The organism is Heyndrickxia sp. FSL K6-6286 (assembly GCF_038630395.1).
In the GTDB taxonomy this organism is placed as follows: domain Bacteria; phylum Bacillota; class Bacilli; order Bacillales; family Bacillaceae_C; genus Heyndrickxia; species Heyndrickxia oleronia.
Window position 1 is genome coordinate 4786996 of record NZ_CP152029.1, and the last position, 19797, is coordinate 4806792.

The 19797-nt window shown below is 34.3% G+C and carries 13 protein-coding genes and 1 pseudogene; 5 read left to right on the plus strand and 9 right to left on the minus strand.

Features of this window, described 5'->3' with window-relative positions; genetic code table 11:
- The 7 genes and pseudogenes from gatA to ligA all read right to left on the minus strand — a co-directional run.
- A complete protein-coding gene (gatA, locus tag MHI39_RS24065) occupies window positions 1–1458 on the minus strand; it encodes an Asp-tRNA(Asn)/Glu-tRNA(Gln) amidotransferase subunit GatA (protein WP_259548334.1) in 1458 nt (485 codons plus the stop codon).
- A gap of 11 nt (window positions 1459–1469) precedes the next feature.
- Window positions 1470–1760, minus strand: a complete 291-nt coding sequence (gene gatC / locus MHI39_RS24070; protein WP_342540394.1) for an Asp-tRNA(Asn)/Glu-tRNA(Gln) amidotransferase subunit GatC — start codon at window positions 1758–1760, stop codon at window positions 1470–1472.
- 948 nt (window positions 1761–2708) lie between these two features.
- The gene (locus tag MHI39_RS24075) at window positions 2709–3881 is read right to left on the minus strand and encodes an IS256 family transposase (protein WP_071976245.1); all 1173 of its coding nucleotides are present in this window, start codon (window positions 3879–3881) and stop codon (window positions 2709–2711) included.
- Window positions 3882–4176: 295 nt separating this feature from the next.
- Window positions 4177–5457: an isocitrate lyase gene (gene aceA, locus MHI39_RS24080; protein WP_259548336.1), complete on the minus strand. Its 1281-nt coding sequence runs from the start codon at window positions 5455–5457 to the stop codon at window positions 4177–4179.
- Between the two features lie 25 nt (window positions 5458–5482).
- On the minus strand, window positions 5483–7066 hold the full coding sequence (aceB, locus tag MHI39_RS24085; RefSeq protein WP_342540395.1) for a malate synthase A: 1584 nt from the start codon (window positions 7064–7066) through the stop codon (window positions 5483–5485).
- Window positions 7067–7546: 480 nt separating this feature from the next.
- Window positions 7547–8713, minus strand: a complete 1167-nt coding sequence (locus MHI39_RS24090) for a CamS family sex pheromone protein (RefSeq protein WP_058004490.1) — start codon at window positions 8711–8713, stop codon at window positions 7547–7549.
- A 117-nt stretch (window positions 8714–8830) separates the two neighbouring features.
- Window positions 8831–10417, minus strand: a pseudogene (gene ligA / locus MHI39_RS24095) (NAD-dependent DNA ligase LigA); the annotation flags it as partial.
- 176 nt (window positions 10418–10593) lie between these two features.
- On the opposite strand from ligA, the gene MHI39_RS24100 reads away from it, so the two are divergent.
- Genes MHI39_RS24100 through MHI39_RS24115 form a run of 4 tightly spaced genes read left to right on the plus strand, consistent with a single transcriptional unit; the run spans window position 10594 to window position 16568 of the window.
- The gene (locus tag MHI39_RS24100; RefSeq protein ID WP_342540396.1) at window positions 10594–11988 is read left to right on the plus strand and encodes a site-specific integrase; all 1395 of its coding nucleotides are present in this window, start codon (window positions 10594–10596) and stop codon (window positions 11986–11988) included.
- Between the two features lie 13 nt (window positions 11989–12001).
- Window positions 12002–14170 (plus strand): site-specific integrase, encoded by a 2169-nt coding sequence (locus tag MHI39_RS24105; RefSeq protein WP_342540397.1) that lies wholly within the window; start codon window positions 12002–12004, stop codon window positions 14168–14170.
- A complete protein-coding gene (locus MHI39_RS24110) occupies window positions 14170–16044 on the plus strand; it encodes a tyrosine-type recombinase/integrase (RefSeq protein ID WP_342540398.1) in 1875 nt (624 codons plus the stop codon). The genes MHI39_RS24105 and MHI39_RS24110 overlap by 1 nt, the downstream gene beginning before the upstream one ends.
- Complete coding sequence (locus tag MHI39_RS24115; RefSeq protein WP_342540399.1) at window positions 16032–16568, plus strand: hypothetical protein; 537 nt, start codon at window positions 16032–16034, stop codon at window positions 16566–16568. The genes MHI39_RS24110 and MHI39_RS24115 overlap by 13 nt, the downstream gene beginning before the upstream one ends.
- A 324-nt stretch (window positions 16569–16892) precedes the next feature.
- Here the strand turns inward: MHI39_RS24115 and MHI39_RS24120 are convergent, their stop codons facing one another.
- A complete protein-coding gene (locus tag MHI39_RS24120) occupies window positions 16893–17279 on the minus strand; it encodes a hypothetical protein (protein WP_342540400.1) in 387 nt (128 codons plus the stop codon).
- Between the two features lie 722 nt (window positions 17280–18001).
- Here MHI39_RS24120 and MHI39_RS24125 point away from each other — a divergent pair.
- Complete coding sequence (locus tag MHI39_RS24125; protein ID WP_342540401.1) at window positions 18002–18739, plus strand: hypothetical protein; 738 nt, start codon at window positions 18002–18004, stop codon at window positions 18737–18739.
- Between the two features lie 80 nt (window positions 18740–18819).
- On the opposite strand, the gene MHI39_RS24130 is transcribed toward MHI39_RS24125, so the two are convergent.
- The gene (locus MHI39_RS24130; protein ID WP_342540402.1) at window positions 18820–19623 is read right to left on the minus strand and encodes a hypothetical protein; all 804 of its coding nucleotides are present in this window, start codon (window positions 19621–19623) and stop codon (window positions 18820–18822) included.
- Window positions 19624–19797: the final 174 nt, after the last annotated feature.

A 19797-nucleotide genomic window follows, 5' to 3' on the forward strand; every position in this document is an offset into this window, starting at 1 on the left:
TTACAGCTGTGGTTTTTCTTTATGATAATTCGTTGCTTGTTCAAACGCATGTGCCACGCGATATACAGTTGCTTCGTCAAAGTGTTTTCCGATGATTTGTAAGCCTAATGGTAGACCACCTTCGAATCCACAAGGAATTGAGATTCCTGGTACACCCGCAAGGTTCACAGGAATGGTTAAAAGGTCGTTTGCATACATTGTTAATGGATCCTCTGTATTTTCACCAATTTTAAATGCAGGAGTTGGTGTTGTAGGTCCAATAATGACATCATATTTTTCGAAGACCTTTTCAAAGTCGTTTTTAATTAATGTCCGCACTTGCTGAGCTTTTTTATAATAAGCATCATAATAACCAGAACTTAATGCAAAGGTTCCAAGCATAATTCGACGCTTCACTTCTTCACCAAAACCTTCGGAACGGGATTTTTTATATAATTCCATTAGGTTCTTTGCATTCGGTGAACGATATCCATAACGTACTCCATCAAAACGGGCAAGGTTTGATGATGCTTCAGAAGAAGATAAAATATAGTAAGCGGCTGTCGCATATTTTGAATGTGGCAAGCTAACCTCTTCCCAAGTTGCACCTAAGCCTTCTAGTACCTTCAATGCATTTAAAACCGATTGACGGACCTCTTCATTTACGCCTTCGCCGATATATTCTTTTGGTACAGCGATTTTCATGCCCTTAATGTCACCTGTTAAGCTTTGAACAAAATTTGGCACATCAATATTGGCAGATGTTGAATCATGTGGATCCACACCAGAAATCGCTTGTAAAAGATAAGCATTATCCTCAACATTTCTAGTAATCGGGCCAATTTGATCAAGCGATGACGCAAATGCAACTAAACCAAATCGGGAGACTCTACCATATGTTGGTTTTAATCCGACTACACCACAAAAAGCTGCTGGCTGTCTAATCGAACCACCCGTATCCGAACCTAATGAAAAAGGAACTTCTCCTGCTGCGACTGCGGCTGCAGAGCCACCAGATGATCCACCCGGTACAGCATTTAAATTCCAAGGGTTAAAGGTTTTTTGAAAACCAGAGTTTTCATTCGATGATCCCATAGCAAATTCATCCATATTCAATTTTCCTATTGTGATCGTACCAGCGTTATGTAATTTGTCCATAACTGTAGCATTATAAATAGGGTCAAAATTTTCGAGGATTTTACTAGCGCATGTAGTTCGAAGACCTTTTGTGACGATATTATCCTTAATTCCAATTGGCATTCCGAAGAGAGGGTGCTTTGATTCTTCAGAACCAAGAGCTTCATCTAATTGTTTCGCTTTTTCACGAGCTGTTTCTTCATCTAATGTAAGAAAAGCTTGTACCTTTCCATCCACTTGTTGTATAGTTTGATAGGATTCTTCAACTAATTCAGAAACCTTAACTTCTTTTTTATGTAAAAGTTCATGTAACTCAGAGATTTTATGATCAAATAAAGCCAACTCTAACCCTCCTATTCTATAATTGATGGCACTCGAAATTGTCCATCTTTTTGGTCAGGGGCATTTTTTAATACTTCTTCTCGGGGTAGCCCTGGTTTTGCTTTGTCCTCCCGAAGAACATTACGAATATCTAACACATGGGAAGTCGGCTCCACATTTGTTGTATCTAGTTCATTTAATGACTCTGCAAGACTAATAATATCATCTAACTGCTTCGTAAATTTCTCAATTTGCTCTTCATCGAATTCCAGCCTCGCCAGATTAGCAACGTGATTTACCTGTTCCTTTGTAATTCTAGACATTTCCTTCACCTCCGAATGAAAATCATACACCTATTAATATAGTTACAATATTATTGATAATAGCAGAATGGCTTGTATATAGGCAAGGGTATAAGCCATATATTAAGTGAATATTTGATTATTACGTCATTCTGATCTCTTCGTGTTTTTTTGAGCACTTCTTGAAATACATTTTTTTGGCTCATCATTTTAAGAATGTATTCCACGCATACTCTGGGACACATTTTGCTTTGGTTTCTCCTAAAATGTGTTTCACTCCCTCTCTTGGATACACATTTTCCTCACTTTTTTCTTATAATGTGTTTCAAGCTCTCTTTTGGACACACATTCTCCTCCGGTTTCTCTTAAAATGTGTTTCACACTCTCTCTTGGACACACATTCTCCTCCGGTTTCTCTTATAATGTGTTTCACACTCTCTCTTGGACACACATTTTCCTCCGGTTTCTCCTAAAATGTGTTTCAGCTCCTCTATTGGACACACATTCCCCTCCGGTTTCTCTTAAAATGTGTTTCACACTCTCTCTTGGACACACATTCTCCTCCATTTTCTCTTATAATGTGTTTCAAGCTCTCTTTTGGACACACATTTTCCTCCGGTTTCTCTTATAATGTGTTTCAAGCTCTCTTTTGGACACACATTTTCCTCCGGTTTCTCTTATAATGTGTTTCAAGCTTTCTCTTGGACACACATTCTCCTCCATTTTCTCTTATAATGTGTTTCAAGCTCTCTTTTGGACACACATTTTCCTCCGGTTTCAGTCAAGTCCTGGTTTTTGTGTAAAATCACTGGCAAGTACTTTCAACCTTAACCCTTTTATTTTTTTTGCGAAACTTCCATGGATTTTGAACTTCATATCCGGTAAGGGATGTCAAATGGTTTTCAATTTGACATCCCTTACCGGATATGTGATCATCCATGATGGAAGTTTAGCTGAAAATAATCTGTTCTATCTTCCACCCATAAGTGCTTTTCTCTTAGCGTAAACCGTATCCTGATATTGCATTAGAACAGCTCCAATCAAGCGAAAAGCCGATTGGGTGTTTGGAAAAATACGTATGACCCTTTCTCTTCTACGGACTTCTTGGTTCAACCGTTCAAGGGAATTGGTACTACGGATGTGGCATCGGATACTTTCGGGAAAGATCATATACTGGATGGTATCTTCGAACCCCTCATCTAATATAGAGAGTGCTTTTTCAAACTTTGGCTCTGTCCCGAACCTACTCATTAGCTCATCTTTAAACAGACGGATATCATCAATGGTTACTGCTTCAAATACGCGTTTGATCATTGTCTTGATTTCAGCCGAGCTCTTTTTGGGAAGTTTATCAAAGATATTTCGCTTAAAATGGACATTACATCTTTGCCAAGCTGTCCCAATAAATTCACGCTGTATCGCTTTTTGGAGACCTTGATGGGCATCAGAGATGATTAGTTTGGGAGATTGAAGGCCCCGTGATTTTAGCTGTTGGAAGAACTGCCCCCAACTCTCATAACTTTCCGCATGGTCAACACTCAAGCCAATTATTTCACGTGTATTCTTCTCAGTAATGGCAGTGGCAATATAAACAGCCTTGGAAACAACGCTTTGGTGCTCGCGCACCTTTATATACATAGCGTCAACGAATACGAAAGGGTAGTATGTTGTATTTAAGGGTCTCTTAGCCCACTCGTTCACAATGGGATCAAGCTTTTGTGTAAGTGATGATACAAACGACTTGGAAATGTTCTTGCCGCAAAGCTGTTCGACAATATTGGTAACATTCCTAGTTGAAACACCATTGATGACCATTTCCAGCATAGAGAGGACCAATGCCTGGTCACAACGGGCATATTTTTCAAAAACGGTAGTTGAGAATTCCCCGTTGCGTGTCCGTGGTACCTTAAGTGTTAAGGTACCGATGCTCATCATAAGATCACGTTCATAATAACCGTTGCGATAGTCACGGCGTTCAACAGCTCGTTCATAAGGTGCAGCCTTTAAATAGTCATCCCTTTCTTTTTCCATAAATTCGTTTAGTACTAAGACAACCGCTGATTTTATAACCATATCAAGGTTGGAATTTACAATGGCTTCTTTTAAAACATCCAAATTTAGGTTAAACTGTACTTGAGTCATTTTTATTCCTCTTTTCATTGTTTATCGTGGTTGAAAACAGTGTTGCCAAGAGTGAATAAAATGACTCATTTTTTTTGCATTTTCTTTTTACACAATTATACGGACTTAATCCCGGTTTCTCTTATAATGTGTTTCAACTCCTCTCTTGGACACACATTCCGCTCTGTTTTCTCCTAAAATGTGCCTCACTCCTCTCTCTGATACAGATGTTTGTACCATTCACTCCTACAAATGCGCATCAAAGAATGGACAAAAAAATATCTTCCCATCTATAGTGAGAAGATATTTTTAAGGATTACCTATTGATAAACTGCTCAACTTCGGTGGAACCCTTTAATGCTGTTGTAGATGAGGTGCCTCCTGTAATTACCATTGATACTTCATCAAAGTATCCAGTTCCTACTTCCCTCTGATGTCTTGTAGCAGTGTATCCATGAACTTCATTTGCAAATTCTGCTTCTTGTAGCTCAGAATAGGCGGCCATCCCTCTTTCTTTATACCCCTTTGCTAATTCGAACATACTGTTATTTAGCGAATGGAACCCTGCAAGTGTGACGAATTGAAATTTATAACCCATTTTTCCAAGCTCTTGTTGAAACGTGGCAATCGATTTTTCATCTAACTTCTTTTTCCAATTAAAGGATGGCGAGCAATTATAGGCTAACAGCTTCCCTGGGAATTGTTTATGAATGGCTGCTGCAAAACGTCTTGCCTCTTCTACATTAGGTTCGGATGTTTCACACCAGACAAGATCTGCATATGGGGCATATGCTAAGCCACGTGCAATTGCTTGATCTAGGCCTGCTTTTGTACGATAAAATCCTTCCGCCGTTCGCTCTCCAGTTATAAATGGAGCATCATATGGATCTACATCACTAGTAATCAAATCTGCCGCATTCGCATCTGTTCTTGCGATAATCAGAGTTGGAACACCAAGAACATCAGCCGCAAGCCGTGCGGAGATTAGATTTTTCACTGCAGTTTGGGTAGGCAGTAACACCTTTCCTCCTAGATGGCCACACTTTTTCTCAGATGATAATTGATCCTCAAAGTGCACGGCTGCTGCCCCCGCTTCAATCATGGATTTCATTAACTCAAAAACATTAAGCTGTCCACCAAACCCAGCTTCTGCATCAGCAACAATCGGTGCAAACCAATCAATCGAATGATCCCCTTCTATATGATGAATTTGATCGGCTCTTTGTAAAGCTTGGTTTATACGCTTTACTACATGTGGAACACTGTTCGCTGGATACAAACTTTGATCAGGATACATCTGTCCGGATAAATTAGCATCTGCTGCCACTTGCCATCCACTTAAATAGATGGCCTTTAAACCTGCCTTCACCTGTTGAACGGCTTGATTCCCGGTTAATGCCCCTAACGCATGAACATATTCTTCTTCATGGAGAAGCTGCCATAGTTTTTCCGCACCAAGGCGTGCCAATGTGTGCTCAATTTCAATAGATCCTCGAAGCTTCAGAACATCCTCTGCAGTATAAGGACGCTTAATTCCTTTCCAACGTTCTTCAAGCTCCCATGCATCCTGTAGCTGTATGACCTTTTCGTTATTCATTAATTTCTCCTCCTAATCTATTAATCTATAAAATTTCGTAACCAGGAATAGTTAGAAAATCAATAAATTCATCTTCTTTTATGAGTTGATCAAATAATGCTATTGCCTCATCTAGCCTTGCCATCGTTTCGCCGAACTTGGACTTAATTTTTACCACTTCTTCTTTTTTTAGCTGTTCATATACTTGAAACGTAAATTTTCGCCCATCATCTAATATCCCTTTCTTATGACGTATCCATTGCCATATTTGCGCACGGGAGATTTCAGCTGTCGCAGCATCCTCCATTAAATGGTCAATAGGGACAGCCCCTCTTCCACTCAACCATGATTCGGTATACTGGATTCCAACTCTAATATTTTGACGAACTCCTTTTTCTGTAATGAGGCCTTTAGGTACTTCAAGCAAGTCTGCCTCCGTAATCGTTATTCCTTGTTGCTTATCAGAATAAATTTGGTTCGGTGTAGGCATTTCACGATTAAACACTTCAAGAGCAACTGGGACAAGACCCGGATGTGCTACCCATGTCCCATCATGTCCGTCGCTTGCTTCCCTTTCTTTATCTGCACGTACCTTCGCAAATGCTTCTTCATTTTTTTCAGGATCATTTTTAATAGGTATTTGTGCGGCCATTCCACCAATAGCTGGTGCTTTTCTTTGATGACAAGTTTTAATTGTAAGTAAGGAATACGAACGCATAAACGGGACAGTCATCGTCACTTCCGAGCGGTCGGGCAGAAGTACATCTTCCTTATTTTTCAGCTTTTTCAAATAGCTAAAAATATAATCCCACCTGCCACAATTCAATCCAGCTGAATGATCCTTTAATTCATATAAAATTTCATCCATTTCGAAAGCTGCTAGTATAGTCTCAATTAATACTGTTGCTTTTATCGTTCCTTTTGGAATACCTATATATTTTTGAGCAAAGACAAAAATGTCGTTCCATAATCTGGCTTCAAGATGACTTTCAAGTTTTGGTAGATAAAAATAAGGTCCAGTACCAACCTGTACCAGTCGCAAGGCATTATGGAAAAAGTACATACCAAAATCAAAAAGGCATCCAGACATCGGTTCCCCATCTACTAACACATGCTTCTCATCTAAATGAAGCCCTCGTGGTCTAACCATTAAAACAGCAGTGCTTTCATTTAATTTATATTGCCTCCCATTTTCCCCTTGATAAAAGATCGTTCTGTTCACTGCATCTCTTAAATTAATCTGTCCCTCTATCAAATTGTCCCAAGTCGGAGAGGTGGCATCTTCAAAACAAGCCATAAACACCTTTGCATTAGAGTTTAGTGCATTAATTATCATCTTACGATCAACGGGTCCAGTAATTTCTACTCGGCGATCCTGAAGATCTAAAGGTAATGGGGCAATGGACCATTTTCCCATTCGAATATGTTTCGTTTCAGGTAAAAAACATGGCAAGTTTCCTTGATCTAATTCTCTTTGCCTTTTTTTCCTGTTATCTAACAGTTCTCTTCTTCTTTCTCCAAATTGCCTTTCCAATTGTTCGATAAAATGAAGAGCCCCCGCTGTTAAAATATCTTCATAACCTGGCCTAATTGCTCCTTTTATCTCAGTTCCTGAAATTCGAATATCCACTCCCACTCCTCCTCAATTTTGTTATAATACAATTTAGTATTTATTTATGTATTATATAACAGAATTGGTGTGGTGCAACACTTATTTCGAATAAATATTTAGAATATTTACGACAAAGTTCGCAAATTAAACATGAGAGTGAATTAATAATTGTTTTGGTCAAAGCCATAGCCAGCTCTTGGCCTAAGAGTTCAGTATCTGTTCTTTCCTCGGTGAAATAAAAAGACTCGTCGTTCTTCAACTTAGTGAAAAGCTGTTTTCGTATAGTTTGTTGCTTTGTAAACGCCCAACTAACGGCTCTTATACCTTAAAAAAGATAGCTCTTTTATTAATGAAAAATAAAAGGCGTAGCAGTCTTCAGTCTAGAGCCATTTGTTAAAAATTCACTTAAATAGATACAATGTTTAAGTAAAGAGCCTAGGGAAACATTCCCCATGAACAACAAGTTTGAAAAAAAAAACAGACGGATTCATCCGTCTGTTACTGATAAATATGAACAAATGGTTCTTTCTCACCTGGGTTTCGGACAATAATTGCCTTTGGTCCGTTAACAGAGGTTACATTAATTTCTAATGAGACATAATCAGGGAAGGTGTTTATTACTAAACCTGTTATATATTGAGTAAAACCTATTACTTCAGCCTCTCCATAAAACTGGATCGGTATTTCAATACTTAATTGATTAAGTTGTTTATCTTTGTATAATCCTCGTCCAATAACACCATTATAATTAGGAAAATACTCTTCTACATCTTGCTTAAATTTATCAAAAGTATTGGCATCGTCGCGATAGTCCTTTTTCGTCTCATCATCTGGGAAAAGATAATACTTTTCATCGATCTTTTTCCAATCTCCGATACTAGCGCTCCCTTTGCCAACTTCTGTATAAGATACAAAGTTCCCTGGGACAACTGAAGACTTCGATTTTTGCTTGAATAGGGCAACGGTTATAGGAACTTCCTTTAAACCATCCATATTTCTAAGACGTTTGACTACTTCTTCAGCAATCTTCTTCCCTTCACTTTCAGTTTTTTCATGGATATCTTCCTCATATACAGCTCCGTATTGTTCCTTTTGATAATAGTGAACAGTATTTAAGGCTAATCCTATAACAACTCCACCTAATGATACTTTTCCCTCTTTATCTTTTACTAAATAATCATGTTCTAGGATATGAGCTAAGTAGATTGGGTTCTTCTCATTTTGTTCTTCAACTGTCCCCTTTTCATCATTAGCTGGATTTAATCCTAAATTTTCTGCTTCCGTCATCTTTTTTTCTTTTAATTGACTTGGAGTATATTTTCGATTCAACCATGCATCGACTGTATCTTTATCCAAGTATTGTCCCTCTTGAAAAAGATACGTGTCCGGTGAAAACGTTTTTTGTGCGACTCTCATTAATCCTGTTTCAAATTCCTGTATATCATAGCGAGTATTTAAGTTGCTAACAATTCTACCTCTTGCTTTACTCGGTTCAAATGGTAGGATCGTTCGATAATACTGGTCAGAAACTTGATAGTTAGGGATAATCGCCGATTCCTTTTTATTATTCTTGTCCTGTACAATTTTACTTTCCGTATCAAATTTTGGTGCACACCCTGCCAATAGGAGCATGACAGTAGCGCACACCGGCAACCACTTTTTCATACTATTTCCACCTTTAATTTCGTCCTAATTTCATAGACGTTTTACCTAAAAATAAAGTTTCACTTAGTCCTAACGTAGTATAATCTTTTTAGCTGATAAACTAAAACATTTTCTCTTTTAACGATTAAACTCTTCCAGCATTTTCTCTTCATCCCAAACTTCAATGCCAAGCTCTGTTGCCTTTGTTAATTTCGATCCTGCATCTGCTCCAGCAATGACTAAATCTGTTTTTTTACTTACACTACCTGTAACTGTAGCCCCTAATGCCTCGAGTTGCTCCTTTGCTTCATTTCTTGTCAGCTGCTCAAGTTTTCCGGTTAAAACTACAACTTTCCCTGCTAAAGAAGATGAAATGGATTCCACTTGAACCGGCATTGGACCTGTATAATTCATGTTTAACCCTGCAGCTTCTAGCTCTTGGATCAATGAAATTGCCTCTTCATTTTCAAAATAAGAAACAATTGAGTCTGCCATCTTTTCGCCAATATCTTGAATAGCTGTAAGCTCTTCTCTTGTTGCCTTCTTTAGCTCATTCATGTTTCCAAATTGTTGCGCTAATGTTTTAGCCGCTTTTGCCCCTACATGGCGAATCCCAAGACCAAATAATAGTTTTTCTAATGAATTGGATTTTGACTTTTCAATAGCCGCTAATAAATTTGTTACAGACTTCTCTCCCATACGTTCTAAAGCTAATAGCTGATCTTTCTGTAAACGATAGATATCTGCAACATCGTGAATGAGCTCGTGTGAGAATAATTGACTAATAACCTTTTCACCTAAACCATCTATATTCATTGCATTTCTAGAAACAAAGTGGATTAACCCTTCTCTTATTTGAGCTGGACATTTTGGATTGATGCAGCGTAAAGCAACTTCACCTTCTAGACGAACAAGTTCACTTTCACATTCAGGACAATGTGTAGGCATCAAAAATTCCTTTTCCTCACCTGTACGTCTTTCCACTAATACATTCACTACTTCAGGAATAATATCTCCTGCTTTTTTAATGACAACATGGTCGCCAATTTTAATATCCTTCTCACGAATTAAATCTTCATTATGCAATGATGCTCTTTGTACTTTCGTTCCCGCCACTCGAACAGGGTCCAATAATGCTGTCGGTGTAATCACACCTGTTCGACCAACACTCAATTCGATATCACGTAGCCTTGTAACGACTTCCTCTGCAGGAAACTTATAAGCTATTGCCCATCTTGGACTTTTTGCTGTCGTCCCAAGTTCACTTTGCTGAACAAATGAATTTACCTTTATAACAATTCCATCAATCTCATACGGGAGATGAGGTCTTTTTTCAACCCATTTCTGCACATATTGAATGACCTCTTCAATACTTGTACATTTCTCTCGTTCCTTGTTTACTTTAAAACCAAGCTTTTCTAATAAATTTAATCCGTCATGATGGGTCGTAGCACCTGTTTCACTAAAATCGCCGATAGCATACAGGAATATATCCAAATTTCTAGATGCTGCGATTCTAGGATCAAGCTGTCGTAAAGAGCCAGCAGCAGCATTTCGAGGATTAGCGAATGGTTCTTCTCCATTCTCTTCCTTTTGTTGATTTAATTTTTCAAAGGACTTTTTCGGCATATATGCTTCGCCACGAACCTCAATTGTCATTGGTTGACTTATCCGCAATGGAATGGAACGGATTGTCTTAAGATTAGCCGTAATATCCTCACCAATAAAACCTTATCAGTAAAATACTTTTTGTACATTCTTAAAAAAGCTTTTAAATACAACAACTTACTAAATCATTTTACATTATAACCATTTAGACAACCAAATGAAATATACTTCCTACTATTTACTAATAAAAATGGATTAAGCCCTCTCTTTGAACTTTATCAGTAAAATGTGAATTGTCAAATTATATTAAGAATGATAATATATTTACAAAATGTTCTACAAGGGGAAATTTTATGTATTTGATAACTGAATGTAACTCTTACGATGGTATCTATTATGAAAAAAAATATATTACAGAGGATGGACAAATAACTTTTAAAGAAAAAGTTCATTTCCAAAATGCAAAGATTAAACATGAGGATTATGAATATATTTTTCTCTACGACATGGAAATGAAACCAATACCTGAAGTCTTTGATTACTTAAATTTTGAACTTCAAGATGCTTCCCCAAACCATCGTAAATCTGTATTAAACGCTTTAAAAATCTTATATTCTTTTTTAAAACTATATGATTTAAAAATTGAATCACTTTCAAAAAACGATGTTCAAAACTTGTTTTCATTTCTTGAAGGAATCTCTAAAAAGGGAAATTTATATCAGTTGGACCTATTCACCTTGCGAAGCCCTTCCACTATCGAAACTTATATTGCTCTATATAGGAGCTTCGTTTTGTTCTTAGGTTATGATAAGTCACCTCTCTTAAAAAAAAGTTCAAATTATAAACTTATATATAATGACGAAACTGACTTCCCAATGAAAATATATAAATATGATGTAAGCATTAAAAATTACAAACCCGAATTAAGCACTCCAAGATACATAAGCGTTGAGGACTTTAAAAACATTCTTGAAGTCATTAGAAAGGAATATACACTAAGAGAAGAGTGTTTAGTACGTTTAATGTATGAAAATGGTTTACGGCTTGGAGAGGCACTTGGCATTACAAATGAAGATATTGTTGTAAATGAAAAGGGGAACTTTTTATACATACGTAATCGATGTTCGGATTCATCTGACCAATTAGCGAAATGGCGTATGATTCCAAAAAATATAAAGGATTATAAGACAAAGAAATATCAAACCAAGAATATTGGTTATCAAGTTGTTTATTTGACCGATACTTTATTAGACAAAATTAATGATTATGTAAACGAATTCCATTTAAGCGAAAGCGTTAAATTTCAAAGTAATTATCAAAAATACTCATATGCTGACTCAGTTGAAGATGATAATAATGACAATTTCTATATCTTTATCAACAGTATAGGGAGACCATTAAGCCAAAATTTGTGGGGCAAAACATTAAGAGGTATTTTCAAAAAAGCGGGATTAAATGTCGATAAAGGAATACGAGAACATAATTTAAGTCATAGATTTAGACATGGATATGCTATGTTCATGGTTAAATATAAAAATGTTGATGCACTCACCTTAAAAAATCTACTGAGACATAATCACATTAATTCTGTTAAACATTATTATCGCCCTACCGATGAAGAGGTTATAGAACAGAGGACAAGTTTAGTAGCATCCATTTATGAGGTAATTCCAGAACTAACTATTTGAAGGTGGATAGGAAATGACAACAAGTATCCCAAACGAATATGCATTTAAAGATGAAAAGATACAAAAAATCATTGATATGTTTATCAATAAAACAAAGGCTAAAGGAAATGTAAAATATTCCAGCTTTGGTGTTCAAACTGTTAATAGCGTTATAGACCTTTTACCACAAGATATAGATAGTTCTTCAATCACATGGGAGTTATTCCAGGAACTATTTAATAAGGGTTTAAATCAGGAAATGCAAGAATGTACATGTAGGTTAATATCGGAATTTATAAAGAACGATTGTTATAATGAAGAATTTATAGATGTAGTTGAAACATTTAAATCAGTACACACCAAAAACTTGGTCGTGGCACTTTTCCATCTTTTCTCCAAATCACTTTTGCCACACAATTTAATTGTTTATAAAAACAAACAGCGTACCTCATGTTTTATAAATGATTGCTCAAATCTCTATCTTTCTAATTTGCTTAGAGATTTTGTTGTTCATAATACTACAGCACGTAGTTTTGACTTTTACGAAAACTTCCAAGCAAGCCTTAATGGGGAGGTAATTAATCAGATAACCGATTTCAATGCAAAAACTTTTAAACAACAATACTATTTTTTTAGGAATTTTAAATATAGAGTTACCTTACTAACCTTGTTAAAAAAATTCTATCTAAAACTGTTAAGTCATCCCGAGGGAAAGAACATATTGCATTGGAAAGACGGTATAGATGGTAATATGCTTCAAACAGTAAGTTTTAACAAGAATTATGAAGAGGGATTTCTTCCTATCCCGTTAAATCCTTTTGACCCAGTTCCAGAATGCGATAAATGGCTAGTAATGCCAAACGGTGCTGAAAATAAAACAACTAAAATAAACAGCTTTTCATATAAGCCTATCGACTTCTCTTTATGTGAAGATGAAGTATTAAAATATTGTGTAAAACATTGGTTTTGGAATTCTCAAATTAGTTTAACAGCAAGGATTGACCATACCTATATAGTAATAAAATTCATAAACTTCATAAACGATTTAAAAAGCAAATTTAGTATAAAAAAAATGACCCAGTCAACTGATAAACAAAATTCTATAAGCGTTGAAGAAATATTCTCCTATGTACAATTTACAAAAGCTAGTAACAAAAATATTCAGTACATTTTAAGCGTAAAAAAGTTCCTAATATATATTAATGAAAACAACCTTTACTATGTTGAGCCAAGCGGATTAAAATATTTAGTCTCTCCACCACAGCAGGTCAGGAACTCCGCCAGAGATATATCAAACGAAAATCTATTGAAAATCGAGGCGAAATTAAAGGAAAATGCAATTGATAATTATTTAAATACTCTTTACTATATTGTTTTCCATATCGCTATTGCTACAGAATTTAGGATATCTCAGATAATAAATCTAAAAGTGGATTGCTTAGTACCAGGTGTAAAAAAGGAATATTACTTAAAATCGAATACGAAAGTTTCAAAAGGGAAAAAAGTGCCCATCCCCATTACCCCTTTTACACGAAGATATATAGAAACTGCTGTAAAATTCACCCAAGGTGTAAGAGATAATTGTAAAGATGCATCCATTAAAGAGCACATTTTTATTCATGAATATTCAAATTTGTATTTTAAGGTAATAAATGTCCGAAGTTTTTCAGATTACCTAAAACGAATTTGTATAGACTTAGGCATAGAACCTTTTACAGCACAAAATTTAAGAGATACCTATATGACTAAATCATTAGAATATGCCATTAAGAACAATTTATCTGATTTGGAGCTAAAAGCTTTAACTAACCATAAAAATATAAGCACTACCACTAACCACTATGTTGCTGAAAAAATTAATGATTACCTTGAAGCAACTCATATGGTTATTATAGGAAACCCGACTATCAAAGGGAATATAGTTGCTGAAACAGACAAAAAAAATGAAGACCTTGTAAATGACCAATGTGGATATTGTCCTTACGAATCGTGTATCAAGAAAAACGACAGTTTAGATTGTTTAATGTGTTCAGGTTTCATAGCGACTGTTGATAGAATACCATTTTACGAAGATAAAATAAGAAGTATAGATAATAAAATTAAATCAGCTAAACTACCTATAGATAAAGAACGTTTAGTCACTATAAAACGTCTTTACCTTGCTTATTTAAGAAAGTTATTAGAGTTAAAGGAGACCGTATGATGAATGGCACTTTAAAAGAGATTAACAATATCCAATGGCTTTTCCCAGATGAATATGATGATTCGGTCTTAAAGGGTGTAACTACAAATAGAATTTTTATGCATATAAAAAGAATGGATAAATTACCGATAGTTTCTGGAGAAATCTACTTTTCAAATGATGTGTGGGATTTTAATTCAGTCACACTTGAACGTGTTCCCAGGAGAAAATCTACCTTTGATTTTACAAAGGTAGATGATGTTTATAAAGAACAAGTAAAATTTTTTGTTCTGTCTAAAGTGTGGGAAGATAAGGATAAGATTCAAACAATCTACAAAACTCTTGGAAATATTAAAGATTTCGTAAATTATCTTTCAACAGATGATATTTATTCTCTTGAGTATGTAAGCCTTCAATCAGTAAAAAAATACATTGAATCTAAAAGTCACCTTGCTCCCAATACTATTCAGAGTTACAAAAATTGCATTAATGATTTTTTTAATTTTTTTTCAAATAACTACCATAAAATTGATTGGAACGATATAAATAAATATTTAACTGAAATAGATAGTCATGCTCTCAAAGCACAAAGAGAATCTAACAAGTGGGAAACAATACCAGATGAATATTTTGATAACTTATTATCTTGTTTAAGTAACATTATGGATAACGAAAATGCTCCAATTGATGACAGAGGAATTTCCTCAATGGTCATTTTATTATCCCAAACTGGACTAAGAAATGGGGAGATTTGTGATATTCCAATAAATAGTTTAGAAAACGTAAAGATACTTAATGGTACAAAAATAGCCTATTACATGCGTTATAAGACATCAAAAGGTGTAAAAGGAAACGGAAACTTTAAGGAAGTAAACACCACCATGACAGATTTAGCTTGTAGGGCTTATCAAACCTTAGAAAAAATTTATGCGAACAGAAGAAAGGAAATAAAAAGTAGTCTGCTATTTGTACCTCTAAGGGCAAAAACACTTCCTGTTACTGAAAATGCTTTATCCAGAATGTTAGTAAATATCTCCTTAAAACATGGAAGGGAAATCGGTTGTATTAACGTAAAAGACAAGTATCAAAAATTTCACCATCAAAATATCGGAATATTGATGGAACGTAATGTAGTAGGCAAAAAATATCTTAAAAATTACAAACCGACAGATACTATAAGCACCCCTCGCCCACATCAATTTAGGGTGAGATTGTGCAATGATTTAATTAATCAAGGTGTTCCAATATTTTACGTTCAAAGACATATGAACCATTTAACAAAGGAAATTACCTATGGCTATTATAGACGGGAACAGGACTTAGCGAAGGAAAAGGAATTCGCTGAATCTGTAATGAAAATGCTTGTTACAGGCGAATCACAAGTTATGGGTGATGGCAAAGATACCTTGATGCTACGCATAAATGAGTATATTGAAAAGTCGAAGTTAAATGTTGCTACAGATTTAGATGAAATAATTAGTGGACTAACAAAGAAAATGCCCATTAGAGCTAAAAATGGGGGTATCTGTATAAAGAGTGGTCCTATTAGAGAGTGCAGTAAAAGCGATGGAACGGATAACATGTACTGTGCATACGGAATGTGTACTAATCTATTTCACTCTTTTTTTATGATAGATATAAATTATGAAAAATATACTACTTTATTAAAAACAATTAAATACAATCAAGAAAAAAAGTTCAAAAAGGCAGTTGAGAAAGAAACAAATAAGTTAAAATATATTATTGAAAAGTTTCTTATTCCAGAACTTGAAGAATTAGCTAAAGAAGTCAAATTAAAAGGTGAAATGACCACCAAAGAAAAATTCCCACAAGTGTCCTTTTTTATTGATAACTATGAAACCATCTATAAGGAGGTTAAGGCATGGCTGAATTAGTTGATACTATCACTCTTACCTTAGAAAAAATGAATATACAAACTGAGTTAGTTGAGCCGAAAAACTGGGAACATATAAAAAAAATTGAGGCTGTGTTAACTGAAGCATTCACAGTACAAGAGGAATTTAAAAATTCTGTAAAAAACACAAGACCTTCCATTAACAGTACTGCTTCAAAAGCAAAAATCGCTCGACAAACTATTTACAATAATGAGCTATTAAAAAATTATATTGAAATAAGGATAAGAGAATACAATGAATTTGACCCTTTTAAAAAAAATGAAAAACTTAAGGAGAGAATCACAGAACTTGAAAATAAAGTTAACTTAATGTCGGAGAGAGATGTTGGACTAGAGCTCATGCGGAGAAAAATTACCTTATTAGAAAGTGATTTAAAAAATATTAAGAAGGAAAACAAAGAACTACATGAGAAATATAATAACTTAAAAACCAAGAATAAAAAAGGGAGTAATGACGTAAGTCAAAAAAGTTCCAATGTTAGAGTATTACCAAATTTAAAATAATCTCAAAATGGAAGTTTATAAGTCCTGCTAAAGATTTTAGGCTCAGTTAAAAGAGGCAGTGATAAATTATCTGTATCGCAGTCTCTCTTTGTTTTTACCAAACATGAATTCAATACCAGCATATTCCTCAGTCAGATAATACTGATAAAAAACCAACTCTCTTTATTTGACAATTAAAAAATTCTATCAATGACAGTAACTTTATAAGTGAGAAAAAGAGCCAAAATAAGCAAGATGTGCATAAACCTTGTATAATTTAGGCTCTTGAATTTTTTTCATTTGCAATAAAGCGGCCGTTAGTTGAATAGTAATAATCTATATTTACTATGTGTCTTGTCCAACGATAACCTTCCAACCCTTTTTTTGTTTTTTAACAGGGAATTTAAGATTAACTAACTCTCCGTTATCAACTAGTTCAACAGTTACCTCAAACTCAGTTTCATTAACTTTTTGAAGCTCTATTAATTTAGTATCAGTAATATCTCCGTCAATACTTGAATATTGCTCTTTTTGCTCATCTTTATCTGGAAACCTTATATCATCAGCATATTTTACCATTGATGATATATCCCTTGATTCTAAAGCCTCTAAATAATTATTCACAAGATTTGTAATTTCTTCATCTGAGGCTAAAGCTGTTTTAGTTGAGCAACCAGTTAAAAATATGAACATTAAAATCACTAAAGGCATTATTTTTTTAATTCTAAACATCCCCCATCATATATTTTATATGTTAAATTATACCATAATTACCTAAACTAAACTGCCCCTTTTGTCGAATATGAGAAAGCCTACTATTTTTGAATAATAGCAGTTATTTTTTCTGTATCTCTTAAACAACCCTTTCCTTAATCTCATCAAGCTTTTTATCAATTTCAAATAGCTAACCAGCCCCATTAGAGATAATCGTATCTAACTTAGGGAGCTTAATAACTTCAACAAAAAAACTGTTAATCAATATTCCCTCTTCCAGATTTTCAAGCAATAAGGGCATTTCCACGCATAAACTGAATCCCAATTACTTATCCCTATTTTTTCTCTTACATATTTAAGATTATATTTTTTTTGTTCTTGTTCCGATAAAATTCTTATCAAGCTCCTGTTTCAAAAAGAGCAATGTTCTTCAGGTATTTCTTCCTTTTTCTCCATATCTTTATACCTCCGCAAAATTCAAATTGTAATAAAGAAAGGGAAAACCACTTATAATCTTAGTCAAACGCAAAGTGCCAGATACAAAGAGACATTGACTTGTTTAATATCAAATTATTTTGATTCTATAAATTACGTTCTCAGTTGATATGAGCAAGAATCATTTGTAAACTTTAGATAAATGGCCCTGAAAACTGCCCTGTCTACTGGAAATTCTTATTTGAAAGATTACACATAGCAACTAAGTGAATATTGGCTGTTATCAGGCGGTAACGAGGTGGACTATGCAATTAAAAAAATCTGTAATGAATAAATTAAAAACAAATACTGAATCGGATTATATTAAAGTTATAAAAGAAGTGTTTAATTTTTATAATGAAAACTATATGAAGGTTTTAACCATTAATTTTAATAAAAGACCTAAAAATTTCATTGGACAAAATAGCATAGTTTTTTTACAGACAAATTTATATAGGTCGAAAATGTTGTCCAAAGCATATTTAGACGGGTTAAATAGGAATAATCCCTTAATGTCAGTATTAGCTTTAAGAGCACACTTTGAAACAACTGGTGCTTTAGCCTTACTTTTAAAAAAGTACAATCAATACCTTACTAATAAAATTGAACAAAAAGATTTTGAAGATAATTTAAGAAGTCTATATCTTGGTATAAAAGATAATCAAAATTTACCCGAAGCTCCTAATCCTCAAAACGCTATGAAGTTGATTGATTCAGTAGACCATTTTTTAAAGTCATACGGTTTAAAAGGTAAACTCTTCAGGGAGGGATACGATTTTCTATCAGAAATATGCCATCCCAACTCTTTTGGATATATGTTAGGACATAAGATTTTAGATAAAGGTAAGGCTGTTAAATTCACCGATGAAAACGAAACTCATGAAATTAGTGAATATCACTTAGAATACTTTTCAATTTCGCATGATTTATATATACAGATTTATAAAAAAATGAAACAGTTAATTATAAATAATGAAGATATTCCATATTATGAGTTCCAATAAAACAAGTTCCAATGTTTTCGTTTTGAACGTAACAGAGTGAAAGAAAAGCAGGTCAGCCTTTGGGATTAACCTGCTTTATACTATAGACTCTCTTTATCTACGTCCTTAACTTGATAAATATATCGTTCATATTTATTTTTTTCTACCTTAGCTTTTTCTTTTAGGCCTTCAATTTCGGCTTTGCTTAATAAGCCTTTTTCTACAAATAAATCGGCTAATAACTCTATATACGTTTTGTGGTACAAAGTTATAGATTGAATATTTTGTATTTCAGGATAATAAAGTGGTCTGCTAACATCGTCCTCAGTATCATACTTATCTTCAACAATGACTAATCTATATTTGATTATATTATTTTCATGTTCTGACCAAATATTTTGACCAAATCTCATTTTTATGGGTTTCTTGTTAATACCTTCACGAATGACAGAAAAGTATTTGTCTTCACTTTGGCTCAATTCTTCAATTCGGTCTGCAATATCTTTAGTAACCCTAACCTTTGCTTGAATAATAATAGCATCATCAAATGTTTCTTCGTATTCATATGGTGTTAATTCCATATCCTCAATCAACAACTTATTGATTTGGATTTCTTCTACTTCCGATAATTCAAAAGAATATGTTCTATCATCTGAATGATTACTATAACTGTAAGAAATGTTCACTATTTTATATTTTTTGATTTCTGCTCCATCATCATTAACTTCAGTTATACCATTCTCTTTCACATAATCTAATTCAACGTCAAATACTGATAATTGTGGTTGCCTAACCAAAAGTGAAAGATTAAATTTCTTTAGTTGTTGTCCAGTAAACGGTGAAAGAAAGAATTCCTCGTCTGTGGGTATAGCAGTTGTAATTTTTTCATTAAACTTTAGTCTCATTCCGAAGCCCTCCTATAAATTTCACATGAAGCAAGGGTGTCATATTATTGTTTGTCTTTTCATTAGTGATTACTTATATTATAGGACAAACTCTCATTAAATTGTTGATAAAAAATTAACACTAATCCAATTTGCACTAATAAACTGAATTACTTTTTTATCAAAAGTTTATTC

Bases quoted from the DNA above. Each gene is read 5' to 3' on its own strand.
- MHI39_RS24125 (WP_342540401.1), top strand. From the start codon at position 18,002: ATGCAATTAAAAAAATCTGTAATGAATAAATTAAAAACAAATACTGAA.
- MHI39_RS24130 (WP_342540402.1), bottom strand. From the start codon at position 19,623: ATGAGACTAAAGTTTAATGAAAAAATTACAACTGCTATACCCACAGAC.
- MHI39_RS24075 (WP_071976245.1), bottom strand. From the start codon at position 3,881: ATGACTCAAGTACAGTTTAACCTAAATTTGGATGTTTTAAAAGAAGCC.
- MHI39_RS24090 (WP_058004490.1), bottom strand. From the start codon at position 8,713: ATGAAAAAGTGGTTGCCGGTGTGCGCTACTGTCATGCTCCTATTGGCA.
- gatC (WP_342540394.1), bottom strand. From the start codon at position 1,760: ATGTCTAGAATTACAAAGGAACAGGTAAATCACGTTGCTAATCTGGCG.
- MHI39_RS24115 (WP_342540399.1), top strand. From the start codon at position 16,032: ATGGCTGAATTAGTTGATACTATCACTCTTACCTTAGAAAAAATGAAT.
- MHI39_RS24120 (WP_342540400.1), bottom strand. From the start codon at position 17,279: ATGTTTAGAATTAAAAAAATAATGCCTTTAGTGATTTTAATGTTCATA.
- MHI39_RS24110 (WP_342540398.1), top strand. From the start codon at position 14,170: ATGAATGGCACTTTAAAAGAGATTAACAATATCCAATGGCTTTTCCCA.
- MHI39_RS24105 (WP_342540397.1), top strand. From the start codon at position 12,002: ATGACAACAAGTATCCCAAACGAATATGCATTTAAAGATGAAAAGATA.
- aceA (WP_259548336.1), bottom strand. From the start codon at position 5,457: ATGAATAACGAAAAGGTCATACAGCTACAGGATGCATGGGAGCTTGAA.